Origin of the sequence: Mycoplana dimorpha, from assembly GCF_003046475.1 — a bacterium.
Lineage (GTDB): Bacteria > Pseudomonadota > Alphaproteobacteria > Rhizobiales > Rhizobiaceae > Mycoplana > Mycoplana dimorpha.
Window position 1 is genome coordinate 426,583 of record NZ_PZZZ01000001.1, and the last position, 24,648, is coordinate 451,230.

Sequence of the window (24,648 nt, forward strand, 5' to 3'; positions counted from 1 at the left end):
CCACTCGGCGTCACGACCTCCCGCTACAGCCAACGCCCGACGCGCGCCTTATAGGCGAGATAGGCGTCGCCGAACTTCCGTTCGAGATAGCTTTCTTCGCGGGCGACGACGCCGTAGCGGATGACGAGATAGAACGGCACCAGCAGGACGACGAGCCAGAGGCTGTCGAAGGCGACGGCGAGGCCGATCAAGCCGAGGAACATGCCGATATAGATCGGGTTGCGCGTGTAGCGGTATGGCCCCGCGTCGACGATCGTCGTTGTCGGCTCGGTGGTCTGGATCTGCGTTCCCGCGCGGCGGAAGGTCGTCGCAGCCCAGAGCAGCAGCGCCACTCCGGCCAGGAACACGATGCCGCCGAGCCAGCCGGCCGGCACGCCTGACGGCAGGAATGGCAGCGGGTAGAACCGGTTGAGCGTGAGTCCGACGATTACCGCCAGCCCCCAGGCGATCGGCGGCCGGATTACCGCACCGGAGTTGTCGCGCAGATTCCCGTTTGTATGGTCCATGCCGCCGCCCCCCGATCTGTTCGCGCGGGCATTCTACCATAGCTGAACCGGCGCGATGAATGGCCGCTTTGGCAATCAGTGTCACGCGCCGAATGGCGCAAGGCGCGGGCTGTGCGGGACCGCGGGCAGGAGCGTGGTTCGGCACGCCGCTAAGGTGCGGTGAAAAGAGACCTTCTGCATTTGCCATTAGTGGCCCGCTGCTGGCGGTGATACGATGGGTGATCATGGAGGGTTGCGCGTCATGGAACAGACACATGCAGCCGAGTTGGCGACACAGTATCTTCGTCTTGGCGGGCGAAGGCTCTCGAAGGTCGATGACAACCACGTCACCACCCGCATCTGGGAAAGCGAACCGCCGGAGGCCGAAGCGTTCTGGAGTGAAAACATTGAGCCGTTGGACGAGCGGCAGCGGCGCGAGGTGATGACGTTGCTGCCGTCCATAAGCGAAATCTACGGTGCGCGCTGCCCGTCGGGCCGGTAGGTGGTGCCGTAACGCTCGGCCTTTGAAGCGGTGGCTCGATCATGGGCTCGCCGTAACAAGGGAGGCAATGATCAGTTTGCCGCATGGCGCGTCGAGGCTCTCTGGCTATCGCTCCACCTCTTCCTTCAACGCCTCCAGCACGTTGATCGCGTGGCCGGCATACTGGCTGATCCACCGGTCATGAATCGCCTTGATCGGCAGGGCGTCCAGATGGTTCCAGCGCTCGCGGCCCTCCCGGCGGGCGATCACCAGCCCGGCATCCTCAAGCACCCTCAGATGCTGCATCACCGTGCAGCGGTCCATCTCGGCAAAGGTCTCGCACAGCGACCCGGTCGTCTGCGGCGCGTCCTTCAGGGCGTCCAGCATCTGCCGGCGTTTTGCGTTGGCCAGTGCCTTGAAGACGGCATCGTCTCTCTGCTCGCTTGACATCATGTTATATTTTTATAACATTTCTCAGCGGCAGACAAGATCGTAGGGCGTTTGAGCTCCGAAGGAGGACGGCATGACGCTGGAATTTCGCGTGAACGGGCGCATCGGCAAGCCGGTGGAGGAGGTGTTCGATGCGGTGGTCAATCCGCAGAAGTTGAGTGGCTACTTCACGACCATCGGCGGGGCGAGCGCGCCGCTCGTCGCCGGCACGACGGTGACGTGGTGGGGCATGGCCCCGGTCATCGTCGACGAGGTGGAGCAGAACGCCCGCATCGTGTTTCGCTGGGACGCGATGGTCGATGAGGGCGAGGAGCCCTACAAGACGCGGGTCGAGATGCGGTTTGTTCCGCTGGACGACGGCGGCACGATGGTCACGATCGCAGAAACCGGCTGGCGCGAGAACGAGCGCGGGCAGAAATCGTCCTACATGAACTGCGAGGGCTGGTCGCAGATGCTTGCCTGCATGAAGGCCTATGTCGAGTACGGCATCAACCTGCGCGAGGGCTATTACCCGAGCGAGCTCAAGGGCGTCGTCGCCTCCGAGCAGCAGGATTTCACTTGAGGCGGGAGGTTGCAATGGCGGCTGAGATCAAGGGCGGCATCAACATCGCCATGAAGGTTCCCTCGCACCAGTACGAGGCGACACTCGCCTTCTACCGCGACGTGGTTGGGCTCGAGCCGTTCGACGACAAGGCCCCGGCAAGAGGCTTCCTGCTTGGCCCAAACCGGCTATGGATCGACGAGGCGCCGGGCTACAGCCAGGCGGAGGTCTGGCTCGAGCTCTTCACGCCCGACCACAAGATTGCCCTCGGCCATCTGGAGCAGAACGGTGTCGTCCGCTGCGATCCCATCGAGGATCTGGGCGCGGGCTTTCGCGGCGGCTGGGTGATGAATCCGGCCAATATCGTGCACATGGTGCGCGAGCCCGACGCCTGGTGATGGGGGCGGGGACGTGCGCAATGCCGTCCCCGAACCATGCCTCAGTTGGCGGCGGACGGGGCCAGGGTGTTGGCAGCCGCCACCGGCACCGGCTGGTCCAGCGGCGCCTCGTGCTGGAGTACGACGACACGGGAGCCGACCGGCACGCGGCCGTAGAGGTCGATGATGTCCTGGTTGAACAGACGGATGCAACCGCTTGAAACTGCCTTGCCGATCGACCACGGTTCGGAGGTTCCGTGGATGCGGAACAGCGTATCCTTGCCGCCCTCGAAGAGGTACAGCGCCCGCGGACCGAGCGGATTGGTGATGCCGGGCTCCATGCCGCCGGCCCACTGTGCGTTACGCTCCGGCTCGCGCTTGATCATGTTCTGTGTCGGGGTCCAGCGCGGCCATTCGGCCTTGCGTCCGACCCGCGCCGTTCCCTCGAACTCCAGCCCCGCCTTGCCGACGCCGATGCCGTAGCGCATCGCCATGCCGTTTTCCTGCACAAGGTAGAGGAAGCGGTTCTGCGTATCGATGACGATCGTGCCGGGGACCTCGTTGGTCGTATAGGGGACCTGCTGGCGGAAATACTTCGGATCGACTCCGGAGATGTCCATCGCCGGCAGCGGGAACTTTTCTTCCGGCTGCGCCCCGTACATCGCCAGGTGCATCGGATCGGGCCCCTTCTGGACTGGCTTGGACGTAGCGCAGCCAGCAAGCATGAGGGGAAGCAGGAGGAAGGCGATGGAACGCGCCCGAACGGCTGCACGACTGGCGAACACACACATAATGACTGACCTGTACGACTGACCTGTTGTCTTTTTCCTGCCGCCCTTTCTAGGGCCGATTCTGGCGGTGGCGCGGCAGGAAGAAAGCGAAAGTACGGCAGGCGGCCATGCAATGGCGCGGTGTGGCGCAAAGGTCACGCATTGACGGGCTGACCGCCCGCGCCTGTGACGCTTGCCCCTGCCGCCTGCCGGGCGTATGGCTTTGCCATGCAGTGGAACGACGAGGGCATCGTGCTGGGTGTGCGCCGTCACGGCGAGACTTCGGTGATCGCCGAGGTGATGACGCGCGTGCACGGCCGGCACCTCGGCGTCGTCCGTGGGGGACGATCGCGGACGATGCAGCCGGTGCTGCAACCCGGAAATTCGGTTGCGGTGACCTGGCGGGCGAGGCTTGACGAGCATATCGGTGAGTTTCGCGTCGAGCCGCTGCAATTCCGTGCCGGCCAGTTGATGGAGACGGCGATCGCCGTATACGGCGTTCAGGCCATGGCCGCGCTGCTGCGCTTCCTGCCCGAGCGCGATCCGCATCCGCATCTGTTCGAAATGCTCGGGGTGATCCTGGAGCATCTCGATGTGCCGGCCGACGCGGGCGAACTGTTCGTGCGCTTCGAACTGGCGGTGCTGGAAGACCTCGGCTTCGGGCTCGATCTTACCCGCTGCGCCGCGACCGGTGCGACGGAGCACCTCACCTTCGTATCGCCGAAATCGGGACGTGCCGTCGGCCGCGATGCGGGCGCCCCCTGGGCCGGCAAGATGCTGGCGCTGCCTGCCTTTCTCGCCGCCGACGACAAGCGCGCCGCCGATCGCCAGGCCCTTTCGGACGCCTTTCGCCTGACCGCCTTTTTCCTCGAGCGGCACGTTTGCGAGCCGCGCGGCCTGACCCTTTCCACCGCGCGGGACGGCTTCGTCCAGGCGACGTTGAAGGCGCTCGCCGCCGATCCCCCAACGGAGGCAACCGCATGAATATCGAACACGATCCGAGGCTCGGCGCTGCCGGCTTCGGCACGTTGCCGCTCGATGTCGTCGCACGCGACGGCGGCCTGAAAGTGCTGAAAGCAATGCTGGCCGGCGAGTTGCCGGCGCCGCCGCTGGCTGCGACGCTGGATTTCACGCTGACCGAGGTCGGAGATGGCCGGGTCGTCTTCAAGGGCGTTCCGAGCCGGCATCATCTCAACCCGCTCGGAACCGTGCACGGTGGCTGGACCGCGGCGGTGATGGATTCGGCGCTCGGCTGCGCTGTCTTCGCGACCACTCTGCCGGGCGAGGCCTACACGACGATCGAGTTCAAGGTGAACCTCGTTCGTCCTGTACATCCGGAGATGGGCGAGGTGCTTTGCGAGGGCAGGGTCGTGCATCGCGGCCGTACCATCGCCACTTCGGAGGCCTGGTTGCGCGACGGGAATGGCAAGCTGTTGGCGCACGGCACGGAGACCTGCGCCATCTTCCCAATCGCCAATCTGAGCCGCTGAAGCGGGAGCATTCGGAAAACCAGGGCCCGGCTTAAGATTGCTGGCGAACGCCGGGGGCGGTATTGGCACCGCAATCAGGGCAGGCGGAGACGACATGGCGGAAATTCTGGCGCTGATCGCGATCGTGCTGGCGATTGCCACGATGAACCGCAGTCGCAAGAGCACGGCGCAACTGGCTGAGGAGATTCACAAACTTCGAGGCGAACTCGAAGCCGCCAAGGCCGGCCTGCCGATGCCGAGCGAAACCGCAGCCGCCGTGGTCGGGACGCAGGAAGCGGCCGGCGTGGCGAGTGGGGAGTTGCAGGCCCCCGCCGCCTCGTCGCCGGTGCGTGGCGGGCAGCCGGTGGCGTCGACGCTCGCCGGAGAGCAGGGCGAGCCGGTAGCCGCCGGGGCCGGCGGATCTCTCCGGGAAGACGCAGTTGCCCGGCAGGGCGCAGCGGCCATGGACGGCGCCACGGCTGCACAATCAGTCCCGCACGAAGGCTCGCTGCCAGCCGACGTCGTTGCCCGCGAGAGCCTCGAAAGTCGCATCGGCGCTCGCTGGGCGGTCTGGGTGGGCGGCCTCGCGCTCGCGCTCGGCGGCATCTTCATGGTCCGCTACGCGATCGAGAGCGGCCTGTTGAGCCCTGCCGTTCGGCTGACGCTGGCGGCGCTCTTCGGCCTGCTGCTGGTCGCGGCGGGCGAACTGGTCCGAAGGCGGACCCAGCCGGCGATCGGCGAGGCTTTCCGCAATGCGATGGTTCCCGGCGTCCTAACCGCCGCCGGCGCGCTGACCTTGTTCGGCGTGACCTATGCTGCGCATGGCGTCTACGGCTATTTCGGCACGCCTACGGCCTTCCTGCTGCTTGCCGTAATCGCGTTGGCTACGGTGGCGCTGTCGCTGCTGCACGGCCAGGCGCTGGCGGGGCTCGGCCTGCTCGGCTCTATGATTACGCCGCTGCTGGTCTCGGTGGCCGAACCCGATCCCTGGCGGCTGTTCGGCTATCTCTCTCTTGCCTGGCTTGCGACGCTGGTCGCCTCGCGTCTCCGCCGCTGGCAGGCAGTGCCAACGCTCGCCAATGCTGGCCTCGGCCTGTGGGCGACCCTGTATGTCGGCGCCGCCGAGCCGCTCGAGACCTTGCCGGTGACGCTGGCGCTGTTCGTCATGCTTGCGGGGCTGGCGGTCGTCTGGCCCGGTGCCGCGCCGGATCAGGTGCCACCCTCGACAGCGGCCGTCGCCCCCGGTACGGCAACGGACCAGGCTTTGACCGAAGCGGCGGCCGGTGATGCCGTGCGGATCGACCACGACGCCGGGGTCGGCGCGCTGGACCCCGATGGCAGCGGACGCCGGCACGTGGCATTCTGGCGCGCAAGGTGGAAGGAGACGCTGGTTCCGGCCTCTGCGGCCATCGCCCTGAGTGCCGCCGTCGCTACCGTCCTTCCGGCGATCCTCCTGGCCATCCTGCATCCGCTGCCGCCATCGGCAGCAGTCGGGTTCGTGGCACTCATGCTGGCGCTGGCCGCACTCGGAGCGGCGCGGTGCTGGGCATCGTCCCCGGCAATCCTGGGCGGCCTCTGCGCGCTGTCCGGGACCATGGTCCTTGCAGGCTTCTCAACCGATCTGGTGCTGAACGCGCTGGTGCCAGTACAGAATTCAGGATTCGACGGCGCGCTGCCGGGGCCGGCCGGGTCTGCCGCATCCCTCGTCCACCTGTTTTTCCTGCTCGCGCTCGGCCTTGCCGCCGCCGGGATGGCCGCCCTGTGGCTCTGGAGGGAGCGTGCGCCCGATTATGCGGCCCTCTGGAGCCTGCTTGCGGCTTTCTTCCCCGTTGCCATTGCTGCCGTGAGCTTCGCGGCGCTCGGAAACTTGTCCGTTGACTGGAAGCACGGCCTGTTCACGCTCGCCTGCGGTCTCGCCTATCTGGCGGCAGCCGAGGTCTACTCGCGGGCGCTTCGGCGCGGTGCCGGGTCAGCGGTGCCGCAATGGGCTCTGGTATCCGGTGCTTTTGGCTTCCTTGTCCTGTCGATTTTCGCGCTCACCGACGGAGTTGTGACGACCCTCCTGGTCGCCGGACTCGGGCTGGCCATGGTTTTTGCCACGCGGGTGCGCAATTGGCCTGTGCTGCCCTGGATGATGGCGGCAGCCGCGGTCGTCGTGGCGATCCGCATCGCGTGGGAGCCGACCATCGTCGGCGCGGCTAACTTGTCGAAGACGCCGCTGTTCAACCAGTTGCTGGCCGGCTATGGCGGGCCGGCCGTCATGCTGGCGATTGCCGCCTATGAGCTTCGTGCCTGGCCGGGGCAGCGGGCGCGAAATCTGCTGCAGGCGCTTGCGAGCCTGTTCGCGCTGCTGACGCTCGCAATCCTGGTTCGTCACGCCATGACCGGCGGCGTGCTCGACAGCGCCGTCCCGACGCTCGGCGAACAGTCGATCTACACGCTGCTTGCAATTGGCGCCTCCGCCGTTCTGATGACCCTGGATCTGCGGTCGCCGAGCGCGGCCTTTGGCTACGGATCGATAATAGTCGGCTCCCTGTCGATGATCTCGATCCTCTCTGCGCACTTCTTTGCGCTCAACCCCTACTTCAGCGGGGAACTGACCGGGCGCTGGCCGTTCTTCAACCTGCTTCTTATCGGTTATCTGCTGCCGGGCCTCGCCTACGCCGGCCTTGCCTGGTACGCACGCGGTCGGCGGCCCGCCCTGTTTGTTTCGCTGCTGGGTCTCAGCGGCGCCATCATGGCCTTCGCCTGGGTTTCGCTGTCGGTCCGCCGTTACTGGCACGGCGAGAACATCGCGAGCTGGAAAGGATTTCTGCAGGGCGAGACCTACACCTATTCGGTCGTGTGGTTGCTGCTCGGCGTCGGGCTGCTGGCGCTCGGGTCGCGTCTGGAGGCAAGGAGCGTCCGCCTGGCGTCTGCGGCGCTCGTGCTGATCGCCGTCGTCAAGGTCTTCCTGTTCGACATGGCCAATCTCGAGGGCATCCTGCGGGCGCTCTCCTTCATAGGGCTCGGCGCCGTGCTGATCGGCATCGGCCTGTTCTACCAGAAGCTCCTGTCGGGCAGTGCCGATAACAGCGCTTCGGCCAGGCCGCGGCTTTTCCTCCGTCGCCCTTAACGCTGCATCAACCGGTTGAAGCGATCATGCGCCGGCTCCCGCGGGAAGCGTCACCGGGGCAGGCGGGGACGGATGGACAGGCCAGATCACATCGAAAGTCTCGACGGGCTGCGCGGATTTGCGGCCGCCGTCGTTCTCGTCTCGCACATCACGCTGGTCTTTCCCGAACTGGGACCGCTGCCCTGGCTCGACATCGGTACCGAGGCGGTCGGCCTGTTCTTCGCCCTCAGCGGCTTTCTCATGGCCTATCTCTACGGCAGCCGCCCAGTAACGCGCGAGACCGTGCTCGATTTTCTCGTCAGCCGATTTGCGCGCATCTATCCGGTCTATCTTGCCGCCGTCTGCGTGGTGGCGTTGCTCTCGGTGGTGCCGCCGCTCGCCTATCCGCAGCCGATTGCCGGACTGCCGGATTTCCTGCTTCACGTGGTTCTCCTTGGAAAAAGCGGGGTGTTCTGGTCGGTCCCCCCGGAGATCCAGTTCTATGTTGCCTTTCCGGTGATCTGGCTCTTTCTCAGCGATCCGCGCCGCTACCAGGCGATCGGGTTTGCGCTTCTCGCCGTCGTTGCCGTCGTCAGCCTGCTCGGCTTTCCCGGCCCCGGCATTTTGCTGCATGCGAAGCTGCCCTATTTCCTGTTCGGCGTACTGGCAGGGCGGATCCACGTCTTCATCGCCGCCCGCCAGCCGTCCGCTGCGGTTGGAGTCATGGCAATCCTGTTGCTGGCCGTCTTCTTCGCCGCCAAATTCATCATGGCCGTTCCCCCCGAACCCTTCTGGGGGCTGCACACCGCCTTCGCCTCGGCGATGATCGTCGCGCTGGTCGCCCGCGAGCATCCGCTGACCGCGCGCGTTTTCGCCTCGCCGCCGCTGCGCTTCCTCGGCATGACGAGCTTCTCACTTTACTTGCTGCACGTGCCGGTGATGTACCTGACGCGCGAGAGCTTGTCCGGCATGATGCCCACGCCGCTGCTGGTGGCGCTGACGCTGGTCGCCTCGATCCTCGCCGCCTGGATCGGCCATCGTGCCATCGAAGCGCCTTGCCGGCTGAAGCTGGTCGCGCTCTGGCGTGGCAGTCTGCTGCGGCAGGAAATGCTGCGCCGGCCCTTCGTGCTGTCCGGTAGGCGCGCGCCCGACGCGAATGCCTCCCGACGCTAGCGTGCGGGTGTTCCGATCCGCGGCGTTATCCGCTATGCAATTCCTTCGAAAAACCGGACGACCGCGATGAAGCCCCACGAAATGATCGTTACCGGCCTGAACATCCATCCGCTCAAGAGCGGCCGGGCAATCCAGCGGTCCGCAGTGTCGGTTCGGCTCGACGGGTTTGTGGATGATCGCCGGTTCATGGTGACCGACCCGGACGGCCGGTTCATCACCCAGCGCGAATTTCCACTCCTGGCGCAGGTCGAAGCCTATCCTCGCGACGGCACGGTTCGCCTCGTGATGCACGGGCGCGAGATCGTGCCCGCCTTCGCTCCCGACCGGCGGCTGCAGGTCACCGTCTGGGACAGCAGCGTCGATGCGGCACTCGCCGACGAAGCTGCCAATAAGGTGCTCTCCGATTGGCTCGGCCGTGACGTCCGCCTCGTTCACATGGACGAGCGCGCCAGCCGCAACGAGGGGGAAACGTGGGCCGGCCGGCCGGTACCGGTGGGGTTTGCCGATGGCTTTCCCGTCCTCATCACCACCACTGGTTCGCTCGCCGACCTCAACCGCACGCTTGTCGAAAAAGGGCAGGAGCCGGTCGGCATGGAGCGTTTCCGAACCAATATCCTGATCGCCCATGACGAACCGTGGGATGAGGATCTGTGGGAGGCCGTGGAGATCGGCGGCGTCGTCTTCGATCTCGTCAAGCCCTGCTCGCGCTGCATCATGACCACGCAGGACCAGACGACGGGCGAGCGCATCGGCGGCAATCCGATCCAGGGACTGGCCGAAAAGCGCATGTCCGCCGACCGGCGCGTCACCGGCGTGCTCTTCGGCTGGAACGCGGTCCCGCGCGGGGAGGGGGAACTGCGCCTTGGCGACCCGGTGCGAGTGATCGGACGACGCGGCGAGCGCTGGCCGATGAAAACCCGGGCCTAGGCTACTGAGTATGTTACAGGTCGTGCCAGTCATCGACGCGACCGCTGAAACGCATGGGGTGCTGCGAACCATCAACTTGGCTGATCGCGGGCTCAATTTAATTCACTTTTTTGGATAGGTGGCCGCCGCTATCTTCGCGGCTCGCTCACTCGGAGTCGCTCATGCACGCCCCATCATCGACCGCAGCCCGCCGCCACCAGATGCCCTGGCTGATCATCTCCGCCGGCTGCCTCATCGCCCTCCTGACCTTCGGCCCGCGTTCCGCCATGGGCTTCTTCCAGTTGCCGATGCTGCAGGACACCGGCTGGGACCGGACCACCTTCGGCCTGGCCATGGCGCTGCAGAACCTGGCCTGGGGCTTCGGCCAGCCATTCTTCGGGGCACTCGCCGACCGCTTCGGGACCTGGCGCGTGCTGTTGCTCTCCGGGCTTCTCTATGCGTCCGGCCTGTTCCTGATGTCGCTCGGCACCGTGCCGATGACCCTTCACATCGGCGGCGGTGTCCTCGTCGGCCTCGGCGTTGCGGCGGGATCTTTCGGGGTCATCCTCTCGGCATTCGCGCGCAACGTGACGCCCGCGCAGCGGCCGATGGCGTTCGGGATCGCGACGGCCGCCGGCTCGGCCGGGATGTTCCTGTTTGCCCCGCTCAGCCAGGGGCTGATCTCGAGCTACGGCTGGTCGGACAGTCTCGTGATCCTCGGCGTGATGATGCTCGTCATTCCGCTCATCGCCATCCCGCTGCGCGGCAACGCCTCCTCCGGCACGCAGAGCCAGACGGAATACAAGCAGACGATCGGCCAGGCGCTCACCGAGGCGCTTGGCCACAAGAGCTATCTTCTGCTCGTCGCCGGCTTCTTCGTCTGCGGCTATCAGGTGGCGTTCATCACCGCGCATTTCCCCGCCTATATCGGCGACATCGGCATCGACGCCCGCTATGCGGTGATCGCGCTCGCGCTGATCGGCTTCTTCAACATCATCGGCTCGCTCGCCTCCGGGGTGATCAGCCAGCATTATTCGAAGCCTTATTTCCTGGCGCTGATCTATGTCGCCCGCTCCATTGCCGTGACCGCCTTCCTGCTCCTGCCGCAGACGCCGCTGTCGGTGATCGTCTTTGCGATCGTCATGGGCCTGCTGTGGCTGTCGACGGTGCCGCCGACGAACGCGCTTGTCGCGATCATGTTCGGCACCCGCCATCTCGGCCTGCTCGGGGGCGTCGTCTTCCTGTCGCACCAGGTAGGCTCGTTCCTCGGCGTATGGATGGGCGGCTATCTCTATGACCGATTCGGAACCTACGATCCGGTCTGGTGGTTCGGCGTGGCGCTGGGAATTTTCGCGGCGATCGTGCACTGGCCGATCCGCGAGCAGGCGGTCGCCCGACCGGCCATGGCCTAGTCACACAAAACAGATTGCCCGCCGGAAATGGCGGGCAATCATCTTGCAACTTGGTTTGAATATCTCTACATCAGCCCGACCGGCTTTCGCCGGTTTTAATTGGCATGCGTTATGCTCAATCTGAGCAAAACAGAAGTGCCGCCGGCAGGCGGTGGGAAAGGCAAGGCTCATGACAAAGGTCGATCAGACCGCGAAAGCCGGCCACGCGGGTCCGCGCAGCGCCGCGGAGCGCTTCGGCGTGCTCGCCATGCCGGACCTCTCCTTTACGCCGGCGGTCGCCCGCGAGACCGAGCATCTCTACGAGCGGGTCAAGCAGTTCATTCCCGCGATCGAGTGGCCGGTCTATGCGCCCTATGTCCACGCCATCAACCGGCTGAAGAAGGAGCGCGGCGCCGTCGTCCTCGCCCACAATTATCAGACGCCGGAGATCTTCCATTGCGTCGCCGATATCGTCGGCGATTCGCTGCAGCTTGCGCGTGACGCCACCAAGGTCGATGCCGAGATCATCGTCCAGTGCGGCGTGCACTTCATGGCCGAGACCTCGAAGCTGCTTAATCCCGAAAAGACCGTCCTCATCCCCGACGCCAGGGCCGGCTGCTCGCTGTCGGAGTCGATCACCGGCGCCGACGTGCGGCTTTTGAAGGAGCGCTACCCCGGCGTGCCGGTCGTCACCTATGTCAACACATCTGCCGAGGTGAAGGCCGAAACCGACATCTGCTGCACCTCCTCCAACGTGCTGGCCGTCATCGAGAGCCTCGACAGCGACACGGTGCTGTGCATCCCGGATGAATACCTGGCGATGAATGTCGCCAAGCAGACGAAGAAAAAGATCCTCACCTGGAAGGGCCACTGCGAGGTCCACGAGCGCTTCACCGCCGCCGAGCTGCTCGCCTACAAGGAGGCCGACCCGTCGATCGAAATCATCGGCCACCCCGAATGCCATCCCGACGTGATTGCCGTCTGCGACTTCTCCGGCTCGACCTCGGGCATGATCAACTACGTCAAGGACAAGCGTCCGTCGCGCGTGCTGCTCGTCACCGAATGCTCGATGTCGTCCAACATCCAGGCCGAGGTCAGGGATGTTGACTTCATCAAGCCCTGCAATCTCTGTCCGCACATGAAGCGCATCACACTGCCGAAGATCCTCGACAGTCTGGTGAACATGACGGAGGAGGTCGTCGTCGACCCGGCGATCGCCGGTCGCGCCCGCCTGGCCGTCGAGCGGATGGTGAACTTGAAACAATAGGGTTTGTCCCTCCCCCTTGTGGGAGGGGTTGGGGAGGGGACGGGGTCGCGCCTGAGCCCCTCCCGGCCCTTCGGGCCACCCTCCCCACAAGGGGGAGGGACAATGCGGCCTGCCGGAGGAGAATGAAATGCCCGTTGACAGTTTCCGACCGCAATCATGGAACGCCATCGACGACATAATCATCGTCGGCGGTGGCCTTGCCGGGCTTTTCTGTGCGCTGAAACTCGCGCCCCGCCCCGTGACCATTCTTGCGGCCGCGCCGATCGGCCAGGGCGCTTCGTCCGCCTGGGCGCAGGGCGGCATCGCCGCGGCGATGAGCCCTGGCGATACCTTCGAAAAGCACGTCGCCGACACGCTGGAGGCGGGGGCGGGCATCGTCGATGAGAAGATGACGCGCTTCATGGTCTCGGAAGGGCCGTCGCGCATCCATGACCTGCTCGACTATGGCGTTCCCTTCGACCGCGACCTCGAAGGCCATCTCCTCCTGTCGCGCGAGGCGGCCCATTCGGAGCGCCGCATCGTGCGCGTGCGCGGCGACATGGCCGGCAAGGCCATCATGGAGGCGCTGATCGCAGCCGTCCGCAAGACCCCGTCGATCCGGGTGCTGGAAGGCTATGTGGTCGAGGAACTGGTGCGGGAAGGGCGCTTCGTCTCCGGTGTCATCGCAAGACCCGATTCCGGCCAGTCGAAAAACCGCGTGCACTTTCCGGCGCGCGCCGTCGTGCTCTGCTCGGGCGGCATCGGCCATCTCTATGCGGTCACCACCAATCCGTGGGAGGCCTGCGGGCAGGGCGTCGGCATGGCCGCGCGTGCCGGTGCCATCATTGCCGATCCGGAATTCGTGCAGTTCCATCCGACGGCGATCGACATCGGCCGCGACCCGGCGCCGCTCGCCACCGAGGCGCTTCGCGGCGACGGCGCCCAGCTCGTCAACTCCGCCGGCCACCGCTTCATGCTCGACATCCACCCTGACGGCGAATTGGCACCCCGGGACGTCGTCTCGCGAGGCGTCTTCGCGGAGGTCCAGGCCGGCCGCGGCGCGTTCCTGGACTGCACAAAAGCGATCGGCAAGCACTTCCCCGAGATGTTCCCGACCGTTTACGCCTCCTGCAAGGCTGCCGGCATCGATCCGGTCGCCCGGCCGATCCCGGTCGTGCCGGCGGTGCATTATCACATGGGTGGTGTGCTGACGGATGCGGAGGGCCGGACCTCGGTCGACGGGCTCTGGGCCGCCGGCGAGGTCACCTCCACTGGCGTCCATGGCGCCAACCGCCTGGCCTCGAACTCGCTGCTGGAGGCGGTCGTCTTCGCCGCCCGCATCGCCGAAAACATCAAGGGCATGCTGCCGGAGCCGAAGCTCGGCGATTGGGGCAAGAAGGCCGGCGAGAGCGACGATCTCGTGACGGTCGAGGACAGTCCGGCGCTGAAGACGTTGCGCAAGCTGATGAGCGCCCAGGTCGGGGTGATCCGCGACCGCGACGGTCTGCGGGCTGCGATCCGCGCCATCGCAGCTCTGGAGCGCGACAACAGCCGCATGCGCTTCCACAACATCGTCACCACTGCCAAGCTGATCGCGGTCGGCGCATACTTGCGCGAGGAAAGCCGCGGCGGCCACTTCCGCTCCGATTTCCCCGAGCAGCGCAAGGAATGGCAGCACCGCACCTACATGACGCTTGCCCAGGCCGACGAAGTCGTTGCCGAACTGATGGAGACGGCGGCTGCATAATTGGCAAAATTTGACAATTACCGAGGCGGCGATAGAGTCGTCGGCGACGAGAGGAATGCTATGCCGACGCTGAATGTAAGCCTCACCCCCGAATTCGCCGATTTCATCGAGGAAGCGGTCGCGAGCGGTTCCTATGTCTCGGCGAGCGAAGTGGTGCGGGACGCGCTTCGGCTCATGCGCGACGAGCGCGAAAGCGAGGCGGTTAAACTTGCCGTCTTGCGCAACGCTGTGGAACTAGGGCTTGCCCAATCGGATCGTGGCGAGTTCTCGCAGCGTTCAGTAAGCGAGATCTTCGCCTCGGTTGCCGCGGGCGACTGATGGTCTGGCGCCTCACCAAGGAGGCCGAGCGGGATCTTACGGAGATCGCTCGCTACACGCTGGGAGCGTTCGGAGCCGAGCAGGCGATGCGCTACGCGTCCCTGATCGAGAAAGGATTGGACATGCTGGCGGAAGCGCCGTTGCGACCGTCATCGCGCGCCCGCGACGAGCTGGCGCCCGCTGTCCGTTCTATGCACCTGTCTCACGCGGCGAAAAACAGGCATGCCGCCTCCCACATCATTTACTATCACCTCGTCGGCGACGCTCATGACGTGGTCGTGTTGCGCGTGCTCCATGAACGCATGGAGCCAAGGACGCGGCTCGTCGATGCGGTGCGGCGAGATGCAAAGCAGGAACGAGATAAATGACCCACCTTCCCGTACTTTCGCCGCTGCTGATCGAGGAGCAGGTGCGCGCCGCGCTGATCGAGGATCTTGGCCGCGCCGGCGACATCACCAGCCAGGCGACGATCGCGCCGGAGATGACCGCGACGGCGGAACTGAACGTGCGGGAAAGCGGCGTGATCGCCGGCATGGAGCTCGCCGCCGCCGCCTTCCGGCTGATGGACCCCTCCGTCCGTTTCGAGGCGCTGGTGAGGGATGGCGACCGGGTCGCAGCCGACGCGGTGCTCGCCCGCGTCTCGGGTCCGGCCCGCGCTGTGCTCTCGGCCGAGCGCGTGGCGCTGAACTTTCTGATGCACTTGTCCGGGGTTGCCACCTACACGGCCGCCTTCGCCGATGAGATTGCCCACACCAATGCAAAGGTCTGCTGCACGCGCAAGACCATGCCGGGGCTGCGGGCGCTGGAGAAATATGCGGTGCGGATGGGCGGCGGCTCGTCGCATCGCTACGGCCTCGACGACGCGATCCTGATCAAGGACAACCACATCGCCGTTTCTGGCGGCGTCACCGGGGCGATCCGTGCCGCCCGTGACTTCGCCGGCCATCTGGTCAAGGTCGAGGTCGAGGTGACGACGCTCGAGGAACTCGAGGAGGCGCTGGAGGCCGCGCCGGACGTGATCCTGCTCGACAACATGGTCCCCGAACTCCTGCGCCGCGCCGTCGAGATCAACTGCGACTGTGCCGGCCTTTCGGAGGAAACCTATTTTGGCGACCCGCGCCGGGTGAAACTGGAAGCGTCAGGCAACGTCAACCTGAAGACGATCCGCGCGATCGCCGAAACCGGCGTCGACTACATCTCGACCTCGAAGATCACGATGGCTGCGCCAACCCTGGACATCGGGCTGGACGTCGTGGTGCGGTAGTCGCCGGCGGGTTTGCTTCGGCGCAGCGAGGAACATGCAGCCGACGGGAGAGTTGATGTCCTGACGCCACTTGAGATGGGAAAGGACGTCAGATGATCCGAATTTCTTGCGTGCCGCTTGCAGCGGCTCTCCTCTTTTCCGCTTCAGCCTTCGCCCAGCAGAGCAATACCGCCGAGGCCGATTTCCTTGGGCTTGGCGGCACCGAGAGCGGGCGTGCCACGCTGACCGAGACCGATGGCGGCGTGCTGTTCGAGATCGAGCTGTCCGGCATGCCGCCGCGCAAATGGGTGGCGCTGCATATTCATGAGACCGGCACCTGCGACCCGACCACTGGCCACAAGTCCGCGGGCGCCCACTTCAACCCGGACGGCAAGGTCCACGGCTTCCTCGCCGCCGGCGGCCCGCATGCCGGTGATATGCCGAATCAGTATGTCTCCGACGACGGCATCCTGCGGGCACAGGTCTTCAACGCGGCGGTTCGCCTCGACGACGAAAAAACCGGCATTCGCGGCCGGGCGATCGTCATCCACTCCGGTTCCGACGACTACCGCACAGATCCCGCCGGCGGCTCGGGCGACCGGATCGCTTGCGCCGTGATCAAATAAAGGCGGCTGTGGCTTGGGCCTATCGGCCACCCACCTTCAGTCCCGGCGCCGGTCGTTCCTCTAAGATTTGCCGGCGGAAACGGAAGAGGGCAGCTGGACGGCCGCCGGTCGCCGCCGAGGAGCCGCCGGTCGGTTCGACCAGTTCCGCCCCCTCCACCAGGCGGCGAAAGTTCTGCTTGTGCAAATGGCGCCCGGAGATTGCCTCGACTGTCGCCTGCAGTTCGGTCAGCGTGAACTCGGCCGGCATCAGCTCGAAGATCACCGGCCGATACTTGATCTTGCCGCGCAGCCGCGCGACGGCGGTGGCGAGAATCCGGCGGTGGTCATGACGCATGGCGACGCCGACTGCCGGCCTGCCATCGGGCGCCCGGCCGTCCGTGACCGATTCGGCCGCAAGGCCGCCCTCGTAGAGCAGTTCGTAGCGTTCCAGCACGCGCTCCTCGTCCCAGGGGAAGTCGTCGAGGCCGAAGGCGATCCGCAGCCGCGTCCTGCGGCCGGGCAGCGAGCCGCTGTCCCTGGCCGCGGACATTGCCGCCCATTCGGTCAGGGCGGGAATGATCGTCTTGTCGAGGATCGCCGGCCGACCGTTGCGCCAGTCCTCCCAGGGCAGAAAGTCATACCAGTCGCACCAGTGGGCGCCCGCCGCTTCGAGCCGTTCGGTCGCCTCGATGTCCATGCGGGTCAGCGCCAGATAGCCGACCGAGACCATGTGTGTGCCGGCTTCATCGGGCGATTTCTGCCGGCCGCGGTCGCCGAACGTGTAGAGCTGCTCGATATAGCCGAGCTTCAGCGCCGTCTGTTCCTCGACGCTGGCGCGCAGGCTGGTCTCGAAGGTGCGGTATCGGGTCGGATCGAACGGGCCGAATGGCAGGGCGTCGCGCGCCTCCGAGCCGCCATTTAGGGTGAGGATGGCCGGGCCGCGGTTGAAGATCGCCACCACCGCCGCATTGAGGCCGATCTCAACCGGGGGCGAGGGTGGCTGGACGATCATAGGCGATCTCCTGCGCCGACGGGCGTCGGCTGCGGGGCAACTGTGAACGCGAACGGCTGGTCGCCGACATAGTCGGCGCCGCGGCCGATCTTTTCGATCGCCCGCACCAGCCGGCCGCCGCGCGATAGCAGTGCGTCGCCGATGGCGACGATGCGGCTGTTCGGTGTGGCCTGCCGCGAGGCGTCGCGAAGGCGGGCGGCCAGTGCCTCATCCTCCTGCTCCGGTTCGACGGCGAGCGCAGCGATCAGGGCTGCGGCCGGCGACCGCGACACTCCCATCATGCAATGGATCAGGAGCGGGGCCGCGCGGTCCCAGTTCCGGGCGAAGGCGATGATCGCCGCGACATGCGCCTCCTGTGGCGCGACCAGCCCGCCGGTGCCGGCAAAGGCGATGTCGTTGACGCCGAGGAGGAGGTGCCGGGACGGATCGATCACCGCCGGGCGGTGAAAATCCTGCTTCGGCGCCACGAGGCTGATCATCTCCCGACAGCGGTTCCGTACCGCCATTTCGGCGATCCGCGACAGTGGGGCGACCACGATGGTGCTCATGCCTGCCTCGTCTTCTGCGCGCCGGCGCGCTCTTCCTCGATCGTCTCGAAGCGCTCGGCGAAGCGGCGTTGCGCGTCGACGGCAGGAATCGGGGCGATCGGCAGCATGTCGAGCGTGATGCCGCGCGGCTCGCCGAAGAACTTTGCCGCCTCGGCATGCGAGAAGCCGGCCAGCGCGGTCGCCTCGAAGAAGGCGGCGGTGCGGTCAGCGCGCTTGATCTTCTCCTTGAGCAGCCGCGGCGTTTCGGCCGGCAGCCCGAAGCGCAGATGCACCGCGGCCTCGAGACGCTTCTCGACCGTCTTGTACCCGCCGCCGACGACCGCCTTGAACGGCGAGATCATGTCGCCGATCACATATTCCGGCGCATCGTGCAGCAGTGCCATCAGGCATTCATCGGGTGTGCCGCGGTTCTGATGGCGGAAGATCGTCTCGACGAGCAGGCAGTGCTGGGCGACGGAGAATGCATGGTCGCCGGAGGTCTGGCCGTTCCAACGAGCGACGCGGGCCAGTCCGTGGGCGATGTCGGACAGCTCCACGTCGAGCGGTGAAGGGTTCAGAAGATCGAGTCTGCGCCCGGACAGCATCCGTTGCCAGGCGCGAGGCTCGGTCTTCGGTCGGGCCGCGCCGCTCATGGGCCGGGCGCCTCTGTCTCGTCACCGGGAAACGAAAGGCTCGTCCATTCCGGCAGGCGGGCTGAGACCTCGACGTCGCCGGCGAGGATCGGCGCCCCGGCTCGCATGGCCTCCGCCGCACGGTCGATCCGGATGATCGCGAGCCCGTCGTTTCCGGCCACGGTGCCAAGCGTGCCGATCGCCTTGCCCTCGGCGCTGATCTCGGTGCCTGCGGCCGGCAGCGGCACGTCGGCCCGCAGGATCACCGGCCGCTTCCGGGCGGTGCTGCGGTGCTGCATGCGCGACACCACTTCCTGCCCAACATAGCAGCCCTTGCGGAACGACAGCCCGCCCGAAAGATCGAGCAGGACATCGTGCGGAAAGGCGTCCGAAAGGGCGTAGTCCCGTCCGGATTCCACGATGCCGCAGGATATCCGCAGCGCATCGTAGGTAGCTGTCGCGTCGGTGCCGCCGCTTCCGCGCCTGCGCAGCACCGTCTGGCCGGCCTTGGCGAAGCGCCCGTCCGCAACCCCCTCGGCGCCGTCGCCCCAGGACACGATCGTCTGTGTTCCCGGGAGCGGCGCGATCTCGACGGCGGCGCGCAGCTTGTACATGGTGAGCCGCTTGATCAGCGAGTCGCGCTGTTCCTCGGTTGTCTCGATGACAAAACCGCCGGACGGGAAGCGGCTAACAAGAAAGTCGAAGAGGATCTTGCCCTGCGGCGTCAGCAGGGCGCCGGCGCGTGCCTCGCCGGCCGGCAGCGAGGGCATGTCGGTGGTGATCAGGCCCTGCAGGAAATCCTCGGCATCGTTGCCGGTGACGGAAAAATAGGCGCGTCCGGGAAGGGTGACGGCGGGCATAGGTCCAGTGCTCCAGAGGGCGCAAGGCGCCGAAACGGTCTTGGAAGCAGAGGTAGAATGCCGGTGCGCGCCGCGCAAGTCCATGCGGACAGCCCGCATGGGCCGACCGGCCGGAATTGCCGCGCCTCAATCCCCGGCGACGAAGAACTTCCATTGGCCGTCGGGTGCAATGCCGACGCGGTAGAAATTGTAGCCGCCGAATTCCTGCATGTCGGCGAAGTCGCCGGCGGTGACGATCCGCAGCAGTTCCACCCTTTCCGGGGGCGAGAGCGCATCCAGCGACTTCTCGGCAAAGTACGGCCAGACATACATTTCGTTCGGCGTGCCGGCGTCGACCCGGACGAATCCGGTCGCCAGCACGTCGAGCAGGATCGCCAGGATCTCGATTCCTTCCGAATCCCCGGAGAGGCCCTTCAGCGTTGTCACCGGATCGTCGTCGCCTTCGGCGACGGAGACCTGTGTTTGCGTCTGCCCCTTGCCGAGCAGCGGACGCAGGCGCTCCATGTCGCCGGAAGCCGCCGCTTCGACGATCAGTTCGCGCATGCGGCGAACGGGGGCAGGGGCCTTGTCGATATCGTAGAGCACCTCGACCGGCGCCTCGGGCTCGCTGACGTTCTTTTCCGTGACCGGTTCGACGGCCTGCTGCTCCGCTGCGTCCTTGCGAATCAGCGGATCAGGCAGCGGCAGCTGCAGCCGGCGCTCGCCCTCGTCCGGCGGCGTTTCCGCCTGGGCGGCGCTATCGGCCGGCGGATGATCCACCGCCTTGTCCTGGCTCTGCTGACGTTGAATCTGCTGCAGTTCGCTAAGCGCGAAGGCGGGCCTGGTTGTTACGAAGGTCCCCGTGCCCGCCAAGAAAATCGAGACGGCGAACACGCTGCCGCGAAGCAGCCTGATGCGCGCTGAGAACCTGTGCATTGTCGTTGTCTTTCCGCCCTATTGCAGCGTGCGCTCAGGCGAGAACTCGCCGGCCAGCATCCGCTCCCGCAGGGATTTCAGCATCGCCTCAGCGCCATCCTCGCCGAGAAGGCGGATCGTCTCGCGCATGGCCAGCGCGATTGCGGCGTCGGCGATGATTTCCGGCTCGATGCCGTCCGCCATGCCGTCGGCCCAGGCCTCGGTCTGGTACTCCAGCGCCGCCTGCATCTTCTCGTGTACGATCATCTCGTCGATATCGTTGAGGCTTGGTTCCATCATATGATCCATGCGCGGCATCTACTCTTTACCAGACTGTTAACGACCTTAGCAGCCTTTTCCCAAAACGACACGGGGCCGCAAGGAAAGAGGTTAATCATCCACTAATTTCCGAAGCGGGCGGTAATTTCTGCCGCGAGTGTTGCACCTTCGTTACGGTATTTTTCTTCGGCGACCACTGCCTGCCCGGTGCAGGTGGCATAGACCGAGGCGAAGGAGCGATAGCCGTGATTGAAGGCGGCAGTGAGGCGCTCCCTGCGTGCCTGCTCGTTGCCGGCCTCCATCGAGATCAGGTCCTGCATCGCCTTTCGCCACGTGTCCTCGCCGTCCTCTAGGCAGAGGTTGCGCAGATACTGCACGGCGCCGAGAATCTCCGACAGCCGTTCCAGCCGGCCATCATAGGGCGCAGGTTTGGTCTCGGCGGCCGACCCGGCAGCATCGGTTCCGCTCGCCGCGGCGATCGGAGCCGCCTGCGTGGCGTGGATCGGCACCAGCAGCAACAGGGCGACGGCGAGGCGGGCGGCGCGATGTGTCATCCACTCATCCTGTCGCGGCTGGTGAAAGGGCCGCGTGTCGGTCCGCCTCCAGGCGGCGGAGGCAATCGCGCACGCTTTCGGGGGCGGGAAGAACTGCGATCTCCTCGGCGGTGAACCAGCCGAGGTCCGCCGCATCATCCGACGCCACGGCGACTGCGCCGGCATCGGCCTCGACGCGGAAAACCGAAAGGAAGTAGTGGCCGCCCGTCGTGCTGCTCTTCAGGTCGTATGTGGCGAAGAGGCGCGGTTGGCGGGCGACGATGCCGGTCTCCTCGGCGAACTCGCGCAGCGCCGTCTCGGCGGGCGTCTCGCCCGGCTCGCCGTGTCCGCCCGGAAAGGCGTACATGTCGGCCGCCGGCGGATTGCGCCGCCGCACGAGCAGATAGCGACCGTCGCGCTCGAGTACGGCGGAGGAGGCGGGTTTTACGGTCATCGACGGATCCGAATGGTTCATTTGCCTTTTATAAGTACTGCGTGTGGATTGTTCCAGACTGACGCGCCGGATAAGCGACCCGGGGCTTGGGTGTTGAAAACGGCAGCGCGGCCATCCATCTTCGGACTTCGACACGAAGGAACCAGGCGAACCATGTGCGGGCGATTTGCCTTGACCGAACCGGCCGCTCGGCTGGAAGAACTGCTCGACGTTGTGGACGTGGAGGAATTCCCGCCGCGCTACAATATCGCGCCGACGCAGCCGATTCTGGTCGTCGTCGCCGGCGATCCCCGCCGGCCCGGGAGCAACCTGCCGGAGCGCAAGGCGATGCTGGTCCGCTGGGGGCTGACGCCGTCCTGGGTGAAGGATCCGCGCGACTTCCCGCTTCTGATCAATGCCCGCGCCGAGACGGCGATCGACAAGGCGTCGTTCCGCGCCGCCATGCGCCACCGCCGCATCCTGGTTCCGGCGTCCGGCTTTTACGAATGGCGCAGACCGCCGAAAGGGACGGGCGAGCGGCCGCAGGCCTACTGGATTCGGCCCCGCAACGGCCGGATCGTCGCCTTCGCCGGGCTGATGGATACCTGGGCGTCAGCGGACGGCTCGGAAGTTGATACCGCCGCCATCCTGACAACGGCGGCGAATGCGGCGATCGGCAGGATCCATGATCGGATGCCGGTGACGGTCGCTCCGGAACACTTTTCGCGTTGGCTGGATTGCCGAACGCAGGAGCCGCGCGAGGTCGCCGACCTGCTGCGTCCGGTCGAGGACGACTTCTTCGAGGCCATCCCGATTTCGGACCGTGTCAACAAGGTGGCGAATGTCGGGCCCGACATCCAGGCCCCGGTCGCCGAACCGCTGGCCGCACGCCCGCTTTCTGCCAAAAAAGGCCGCGGCGGTGACGACAGCGGCCAACTGTCGCTGCTCTGAGCGGACGCCTGGAGCGCCTGCTCGAGGTGCGCCCACGAGGATCAGTTTCACGCGATGTGTTTTCGTGCCTCTGTCCCGGAACCGTGCACCCAGTCGAGAGGCATTCCTCCGCCGCCGCTTTGCTATGCTTCGATGTGCTTCAGGCCGGCCGGGAGTTCCGGCTTGACCGTCTTGGGCGTCTGCGGCCTGCGCTGGCTGGCGGCGGCGAGCACGGCCTTCAGCCCGAGAGGCTTGTATTGATCCACCAGCTTTCCGTCATCGTTGGTTTCCGGTGCAATCGAACGCTTCGCGCCATCAGTAAACATTATTGACTCCCATTTATATTGCAGGATCGGCCAAGATCATCTTTGAGCATTGCGGCCATTAACGAAATTTTATCGAGCGAATTCGGTCAAAATCTGTCGAAAGATCGAACTATCTTTGATGTTTCTGCGTCGTAGTTAACGCGGTGTTAAGACGTATTTAGCCGGTTCAAAATGTAGTCTTTGCGGCTGCGAGGCTTAGCGGCGACATCGTGCTCGGTTCTGCAAGCGCACAATGATGAAATGCTTTTTCGTGCCGCGGGCCGTACGCACTCCCTTGACCGCCGGAAATTCCGGCGCGATAAAGCAGGCCATGAAAACGGTACTCTGCATTATTTGCCGGAGCATTATTCGCTAGCTTGCCGCTGGCTTGGCCGTTTTCGTCTCCTGAAATCCCCAGATGACAAACGGGCCGGGCCGGCCGGACGCTTGCCCTTGGGAGATTTTCGATGGCCGCCGAACCGGTCCTGAACCTGTACAACACGCTGACGCGCTCGAAGGCGCCATTCAAGCCGATCGATCCGACGAACCTGCGCATGTATGTCTGCGGGCCGACAGTCTACGACTTCGCCCACATCGGCAATGCCCGGCCGGTCATCGTCTTCGACGTGCTTTTCCGCCTGTTGCGGCACGTCTATGGCGTCGATCAGGTCACCTATGTCCGCAACATCACCGACGTAGACGACAAGATCAACGCGCGGGCACTGCGCGATTTCGGCGCCGACATCACGGCCGGAACCATCACGCTGAACGAGGCGATCCGTCGGGTGACGGAAAAGACCGCCGACCAGTTCCACAGCGACGTTGCAACCCTTGGCACCCTGCCGCCGACGCAGGAGCCGCGCGCCACCGAATTCGTGCAGAAGCGGGCGGACGGTCGCGCCGACATGATCACGCTGATCGAGCGGCTTATAGACCGTGGTCACGCCTATCAGGCCGGCGGCGAGGTGCTGTTCGACACCTCCTGGGCGGAATACGGCCAGCTCTCGAAGCGCAACCTCGAGGAGCAGCAGGCCGGCGCGCGCATCGCCGTCGAGGGGCACAAGAAGAATCCCGGCGATTTCGTGCTGTGGAAGCTGTCGTCGCCGGAGGAGCCGGGCTGGGACAGCCCGTGGGGGCGGGGCCGCCCCGGCTGGCACATCGAGTGCTCCGCCATGTCGGCCGCCTATCTCGGCGAGACCTTCGACATCCATGGCGGCGGGCTCGACCTGATCTTCCCCCATCACGAGAACGAGATCGCCCAGTCGCGCTGCGCCCACGGCACGAAGGTGATGGCGAACGTCTGGATGCACAACGGCTTCGTGCAGGTCGAGGGTCGCAAGATGTCGAAGTCGGAGGGCAACTTCGTGACCATCCACGACCTGTTGCACACGGAAAACTTCGGCGGCCGCAAATGGCCGGGCGAGGTGCTGCGGCTTGCCATGCTGATGACCCACTATCGCGAGCCGATCGACTTCTCGGTGAAGCGGCTGGAGGAGGCCGAGCGGCTGCTCGCCCGCTGGCCGGCGGAGGAGGCGGGCAAGGGGAGTGTCGATCCGGCGGTGCTTGCAGCACTTGCCGATGACCTCAATACCGTCGAAGCGGTGCAGGCGCTGCATGCCCTGGCGCACAGGGCGGCCGGCGACCCGGCCGCCGCGGCGAGCTTCCAGGCGAGCGCAGCCCTTCTCGGCGTTTTGCCGAAAAAGGTTGAGATCTCAGACGGGTTGGCAGCGGAGGTTGAAGCAACGATTCAACGCCGCCTCGATCTTATCAGAGCGAAGAATTTTGCCGAGGCCGACAAGGTGCGCGATGACCTGCTTGCCAGGGGCATCCAGCTCAAGGACGGCAAGGACCCGGTCACTGGCGAGCGGGTGACGACGTGGGAGGTGAAGCGGTAGGTTTGCCACCGCTTCGCGGGTGGCATATGCTTGGCATATGCCAATCGTTTGG

Annotated in this window: 29 protein-coding genes; 17 read left to right on the forward strand and 12 right to left on the reverse strand. The window is 65.6% G+C overall.

All coding sequences use genetic code 11. The features are described from left to right. Positions 1–23 precede the first annotated feature (23 nt). Positions 24–506, reverse strand: a complete 483-nt coding sequence (locus C7449_RS01970) for a methyltransferase family protein (protein WP_108001083.1) — start codon at positions 504–506, stop codon at positions 24–26. A gap of 241 nt (positions 507–747) precedes the next feature. Here C7449_RS01970 and C7449_RS01975 point away from each other — a divergent pair, with 241 nt between their 5' ends. Next, a complete protein-coding gene (locus tag C7449_RS01975) occupies positions 748–987 on the forward strand; it encodes a hypothetical protein (protein WP_108001084.1) in 240 nt (79 codons plus the stop codon). 105 nt (positions 988–1,092) lie between these two features. On the opposite strand, the gene C7449_RS01980 is transcribed toward C7449_RS01975, so the two are convergent. Next, positions 1,093–1,416 carry an ArsR/SmtB family transcription factor gene (locus C7449_RS01980; protein WP_108001412.1) on the reverse strand — a complete coding sequence of 108 codons (324 nt, stop codon included), beginning with the start codon at positions 1,414–1,416 and terminating at the stop codon, positions 1,093–1,095. 73 nt (positions 1,417–1,489) lie between these two features. Between C7449_RS01980 and C7449_RS01985 the strand changes: the two genes are divergently transcribed. Both C7449_RS01985 and C7449_RS01990 read left to right on the forward strand, forming a co-directional pair. After that, on the forward strand, positions 1,490–1,978 hold the full coding sequence (locus C7449_RS01985; protein ID WP_108001085.1) for an SRPBCC domain-containing protein: 489 nt from the start codon (positions 1,490–1,492) through the stop codon (positions 1,976–1,978). Between the two features lie 14 nt (positions 1,979–1,992). Then, the gene (locus tag C7449_RS01990) at positions 1,993–2,355 is read left to right on the forward strand and encodes a hypothetical protein (protein ID WP_108001086.1); all 363 of its coding nucleotides are present in this window, start codon (positions 1,993–1,995) and stop codon (positions 2,353–2,355) included. 41 nt (positions 2,356–2,396) lie between these two features. Here the strand turns inward: C7449_RS01990 and C7449_RS01995 are convergent, their stop codons facing one another. Next, positions 2,397–3,125, reverse strand: coding sequence for a L,D-transpeptidase (locus C7449_RS01995; protein ID WP_170115764.1), 729 nt, complete (start codon positions 3,123–3,125; stop codon positions 2,397–2,399). A gap of 207 nt (positions 3,126–3,332) precedes the next feature. Between C7449_RS01995 and recO the strand changes: the two genes are divergently transcribed. The 12 genes from recO (at position 3,333) to C7449_RS02055 (ending at position 16,317) form a co-directional block, all read left to right on the forward strand. Beyond that, entirely contained in the window at positions 3,333–4,088 is a 756-nt protein-coding gene (gene recO, locus C7449_RS02000) for a DNA repair protein RecO (protein ID WP_108001087.1), read from the forward strand. After that, positions 4,085–4,594 (forward strand): PaaI family thioesterase, encoded by a 510-nt coding sequence (locus C7449_RS02005; RefSeq protein WP_108001088.1) that lies wholly within the window; start codon positions 4,085–4,087, stop codon positions 4,592–4,594. Before recO ends, C7449_RS02005 begins: the two co-directional genes overlap by 4 nt. 94 nt (positions 4,595–4,688) lie before the next feature. Beyond that, complete coding sequence (locus C7449_RS02010; RefSeq protein WP_108001089.1) at positions 4,689–7,688, forward strand: DUF2339 domain-containing protein; 3,000 nt, start codon at positions 4,689–4,691, stop codon at positions 7,686–7,688. Between the two features lie 72 nt (positions 7,689–7,760). After that, positions 7,761–8,840: an acyltransferase family protein gene (locus C7449_RS02015; RefSeq protein WP_108001090.1), complete on the forward strand. Its 1,080-nt coding sequence runs from the start codon at positions 7,761–7,763 to the stop codon at positions 8,838–8,840. An 81-nt stretch (positions 8,841–8,921) separates the two neighbouring features. Beyond that, positions 8,922–9,767: an MOSC domain-containing protein gene (locus C7449_RS02020; RefSeq protein WP_108001414.1), complete on the forward strand. Its 846-nt coding sequence runs from the start codon at positions 8,922–8,924 to the stop codon at positions 9,765–9,767. A gap of 161 nt (positions 9,768–9,928) precedes the next feature. Further along, positions 9,929–11,158: an MFS transporter gene (locus tag C7449_RS02025; protein WP_108001091.1), complete on the forward strand. Its 1,230-nt coding sequence runs from the start codon at positions 9,929–9,931 to the stop codon at positions 11,156–11,158. 169 nt (positions 11,159–11,327) lie between these two features. After that, the gene (gene nadA, locus C7449_RS02030; protein WP_108001092.1) at positions 11,328–12,404 is read left to right on the forward strand and encodes a quinolinate synthase NadA; all 1,077 of its coding nucleotides are present in this window, start codon (positions 11,328–11,330) and stop codon (positions 12,402–12,404) included. A 127-nt stretch (positions 12,405–12,531) separates the two neighbouring features. Continuing rightward, positions 12,532–14,130, forward strand: a complete 1,599-nt coding sequence (locus C7449_RS02035) for an L-aspartate oxidase (RefSeq protein ID WP_108001093.1) — start codon at positions 12,532–12,534, stop codon at positions 14,128–14,130. Positions 14,131–14,190: 60 nt separating this feature from the next. Beyond that, positions 14,191–14,448 carry a type II toxin-antitoxin system ParD family antitoxin gene (locus C7449_RS02040; RefSeq protein ID WP_108001094.1) on the forward strand — a complete coding sequence of 86 codons (258 nt, stop codon included), beginning with the start codon at positions 14,191–14,193 and terminating at the stop codon, positions 14,446–14,448. Further along, entirely contained in the window at positions 14,448–14,816 is a 369-nt protein-coding gene (locus tag C7449_RS02045) for a type II toxin-antitoxin system RelE/ParE family toxin (protein ID WP_108001095.1), read from the forward strand. Before C7449_RS02040 ends, C7449_RS02045 begins: the two co-directional genes overlap by 1 nt. After that, a complete protein-coding gene (gene nadC / locus C7449_RS02050; RefSeq protein WP_108001096.1) occupies positions 14,813–15,712 on the forward strand; it encodes a carboxylating nicotinate-nucleotide diphosphorylase in 900 nt (299 codons plus the stop codon). Before C7449_RS02045 ends, nadC begins: the two co-directional genes overlap by 4 nt. Before the next feature lie 92 nt (positions 15,713–15,804). Next, positions 15,805–16,317 carry a superoxide dismutase family protein gene (locus C7449_RS02055; RefSeq protein ID WP_108001097.1) on the forward strand — a complete coding sequence of 171 codons (513 nt, stop codon included), beginning with the start codon at positions 15,805–15,807 and terminating at the stop codon, positions 16,315–16,317. A 19-nt stretch (positions 16,318–16,336) separates the two neighbouring features. On the opposite strand, the gene C7449_RS02060 is transcribed toward C7449_RS02055, so the two are convergent. The 8 genes from C7449_RS02060 to C7449_RS02095 form a co-directional block, all read right to left on the reverse strand. Continuing rightward, positions 16,337–17,308 carry an NUDIX hydrolase gene (locus C7449_RS02060; RefSeq protein ID WP_108001098.1) on the reverse strand — a complete coding sequence of 324 codons (972 nt, stop codon included), beginning with the start codon at positions 17,306–17,308 and terminating at the stop codon, positions 16,337–16,339. Then, a complete protein-coding gene (locus C7449_RS02065) occupies positions 17,305–17,856 on the reverse strand; it encodes a tyrosine phosphatase family protein (protein WP_108001099.1) in 552 nt (183 codons plus the stop codon). The genes C7449_RS02060 and C7449_RS02065 overlap by 4 nt, the downstream gene beginning before the upstream one ends. After that, positions 17,853–18,488: a YfbR-like 5'-deoxynucleotidase gene (locus tag C7449_RS02070; RefSeq protein WP_108001100.1), complete on the reverse strand. Its 636-nt coding sequence runs from the start codon at positions 18,486–18,488 to the stop codon at positions 17,853–17,855. Before C7449_RS02070 ends, C7449_RS02065 begins: the two co-directional genes overlap by 4 nt. Further along, positions 18,485–19,327 carry a CAF17-like 4Fe-4S cluster assembly/insertion protein YgfZ gene (ygfZ, locus tag C7449_RS02075; RefSeq protein ID WP_108001101.1) on the reverse strand — a complete coding sequence of 281 codons (843 nt, stop codon included), beginning with the start codon at positions 19,325–19,327 and terminating at the stop codon, positions 18,485–18,487. Before ygfZ ends, C7449_RS02070 begins: the two co-directional genes overlap by 4 nt. A gap of 126 nt (positions 19,328–19,453) precedes the next feature. Beyond that, positions 19,454–20,242: a hypothetical protein gene (locus C7449_RS02080; RefSeq protein WP_108001102.1), complete on the reverse strand. Its 789-nt coding sequence runs from the start codon at positions 20,240–20,242 to the stop codon at positions 19,454–19,456. Between the two features lie 18 nt (positions 20,243–20,260). After that, positions 20,261–20,530 carry a hypothetical protein gene (locus tag C7449_RS02085; protein WP_108001415.1) on the reverse strand — a complete coding sequence of 90 codons (270 nt, stop codon included), beginning with the start codon at positions 20,528–20,530 and terminating at the stop codon, positions 20,261–20,263. A 92-nt stretch (positions 20,531–20,622) separates the two neighbouring features. Continuing rightward, positions 20,623–21,054 (reverse strand): TIGR02301 family protein, encoded by a 432-nt coding sequence (locus tag C7449_RS02090; RefSeq protein WP_108001103.1) that lies wholly within the window; start codon positions 21,052–21,054, stop codon positions 20,623–20,625. Positions 21,055–21,058: 4 nt separating this feature from the next. Further along, the gene (locus C7449_RS02095; protein ID WP_245414263.1) at positions 21,059–21,487 is read right to left on the reverse strand and encodes an NUDIX hydrolase; all 429 of its coding nucleotides are present in this window, start codon (positions 21,485–21,487) and stop codon (positions 21,059–21,061) included. 153 nt (positions 21,488–21,640) lie between these two features. On the opposite strand from C7449_RS02095, the gene C7449_RS02100 reads away from it, so the two are divergent. Continuing rightward, positions 21,641–22,417 (forward strand): SOS response-associated peptidase, encoded by a 777-nt coding sequence (locus C7449_RS02100; RefSeq protein WP_108001105.1) that lies wholly within the window; start codon positions 21,641–21,643, stop codon positions 22,415–22,417. A gap of 122 nt (positions 22,418–22,539) precedes the next feature. On the opposite strand, the gene C7449_RS02105 is transcribed toward C7449_RS02100, so the two are convergent. Beyond that, positions 22,540–22,722, reverse strand: coding sequence for a hypothetical protein (locus C7449_RS02105; RefSeq protein WP_108001106.1), 183 nt, complete (start codon positions 22,720–22,722; stop codon positions 22,540–22,542). A gap of 446 nt (positions 22,723–23,168) precedes the next feature. Here C7449_RS02105 and cysS point away from each other — a divergent pair, with 446 nt between their 5' ends. After that, on the forward strand, positions 23,169–24,596 hold the full coding sequence (cysS, locus tag C7449_RS02110; protein WP_108001107.1) for a cysteine--tRNA ligase: 1,428 nt from the start codon (positions 23,169–23,171) through the stop codon (positions 24,594–24,596). Positions 24,597–24,648: the final 52 nt, after the last annotated feature.

What these genes read in the sequence shown, in the direction of transcription:
- C7449_RS01970 (WP_108001083.1), bottom strand. Translation starts at nt 506, where the DNA reads ATGGACCATACAAACGGGAATCTGCGCGACAACTCCGGTGCGGTAATC.
- C7449_RS01975 (WP_108001084.1), top strand. Translation starts at nt 748, where the DNA reads ATGGAACAGACACATGCAGCCGAGTTGGCGACACAGTATCTTCGTCTT.
- C7449_RS01980 (WP_108001412.1), bottom strand. Translation starts at nt 1,416, where the DNA reads ATGTCAAGCGAGCAGAGAGACGATGCCGTCTTCAAGGCACTGGCCAAC.
- C7449_RS01985 (WP_108001085.1), top strand. Translation starts at nt 1,490, where the DNA reads ATGACGCTGGAATTTCGCGTGAACGGGCGCATCGGCAAGCCGGTGGAG.
- C7449_RS01990 (WP_108001086.1), top strand. Translation starts at nt 1,993, where the DNA reads ATGGCGGCTGAGATCAAGGGCGGCATCAACATCGCCATGAAGGTTCCC.
- C7449_RS01995 (WP_170115764.1), bottom strand. Translation starts at nt 3,125, where the DNA reads ATGTGTGTGTTCGCCAGTCGTGCAGCCGTTCGGGCGCGTTCCATCGCC.
- recO (WP_108001087.1), top strand. Translation starts at nt 3,333, where the DNA reads ATGCAGTGGAACGACGAGGGCATCGTGCTGGGTGTGCGCCGTCACGGC.
- C7449_RS02005 (WP_108001088.1), top strand. Translation starts at nt 4,085, where the DNA reads ATGAATATCGAACACGATCCGAGGCTCGGCGCTGCCGGCTTCGGCACG.
- C7449_RS02010 (WP_108001089.1), top strand. Translation starts at nt 4,689, where the DNA reads ATGGCGGAAATTCTGGCGCTGATCGCGATCGTGCTGGCGATTGCCACG.
- C7449_RS02015 (WP_108001090.1), top strand. Translation starts at nt 7,761, where the DNA reads ATGGACAGGCCAGATCACATCGAAAGTCTCGACGGGCTGCGCGGATTT.
- C7449_RS02020 (WP_108001414.1), top strand. Translation starts at nt 8,922, where the DNA reads ATGATCGTTACCGGCCTGAACATCCATCCGCTCAAGAGCGGCCGGGCA.
- C7449_RS02025 (WP_108001091.1), top strand. Translation starts at nt 9,929, where the DNA reads ATGCACGCCCCATCATCGACCGCAGCCCGCCGCCACCAGATGCCCTGG.
- nadA (WP_108001092.1), top strand. Translation starts at nt 11,328, where the DNA reads ATGACAAAGGTCGATCAGACCGCGAAAGCCGGCCACGCGGGTCCGCGC.
- C7449_RS02035 (WP_108001093.1), top strand. Translation starts at nt 12,532, where the DNA reads ATGCCCGTTGACAGTTTCCGACCGCAATCATGGAACGCCATCGACGAC.
- C7449_RS02040 (WP_108001094.1), top strand. Translation starts at nt 14,191, where the DNA reads ATGCCGACGCTGAATGTAAGCCTCACCCCCGAATTCGCCGATTTCATC.
- C7449_RS02045 (WP_108001095.1), top strand. Translation starts at nt 14,448, where the DNA reads ATGGTCTGGCGCCTCACCAAGGAGGCCGAGCGGGATCTTACGGAGATC.
- nadC (WP_108001096.1), top strand. Translation starts at nt 14,813, where the DNA reads ATGACCCACCTTCCCGTACTTTCGCCGCTGCTGATCGAGGAGCAGGTG.
- C7449_RS02055 (WP_108001097.1), top strand. Translation starts at nt 15,805, where the DNA reads ATGATCCGAATTTCTTGCGTGCCGCTTGCAGCGGCTCTCCTCTTTTCC.
- C7449_RS02060 (WP_108001098.1), bottom strand. Translation starts at nt 17,308, where the DNA reads ATGATCGTCCAGCCACCCTCGCCCCCGGTTGAGATCGGCCTCAATGCG.
- C7449_RS02065 (WP_108001099.1), bottom strand. Translation starts at nt 17,856, where the DNA reads ATGAGCACCATCGTGGTCGCCCCACTGTCGCGGATCGCCGAAATGGCG.
- C7449_RS02070 (WP_108001100.1), bottom strand. Translation starts at nt 18,488, where the DNA reads ATGAGCGGCGCGGCCCGACCGAAGACCGAGCCTCGCGCCTGGCAACGG.
- ygfZ (WP_108001101.1), bottom strand. Translation starts at nt 19,327, where the DNA reads ATGCCCGCCGTCACCCTTCCCGGACGCGCCTATTTTTCCGTCACCGGC.
- C7449_RS02080 (WP_108001102.1), bottom strand. Translation starts at nt 20,242, where the DNA reads ATGCACAGGTTCTCAGCGCGCATCAGGCTGCTTCGCGGCAGCGTGTTC.
- C7449_RS02085 (WP_108001415.1), bottom strand. Translation starts at nt 20,530, where the DNA reads ATGGATCATATGATGGAACCAAGCCTCAACGATATCGACGAGATGATC.
- C7449_RS02090 (WP_108001103.1), bottom strand. Translation starts at nt 21,054, where the DNA reads ATGACACATCGCGCCGCCCGCCTCGCCGTCGCCCTGTTGCTGCTGGTG.
- C7449_RS02095 (WP_245414263.1), bottom strand. Translation starts at nt 21,487, where the DNA reads ATGACCGTAAAACCCGCCTCCTCCGCCGTACTCGAGCGCGACGGTCGC.
- C7449_RS02100 (WP_108001105.1), top strand. Translation starts at nt 21,641, where the DNA reads ATGTGCGGGCGATTTGCCTTGACCGAACCGGCCGCTCGGCTGGAAGAA.
- C7449_RS02105 (WP_108001106.1), bottom strand. Translation starts at nt 22,722, where the DNA reads ATGTTTACTGATGGCGCGAAGCGTTCGATTGCACCGGAAACCAACGAT.
- cysS (WP_108001107.1), top strand. Translation starts at nt 23,169, where the DNA reads ATGGCCGCCGAACCGGTCCTGAACCTGTACAACACGCTGACGCGCTCG.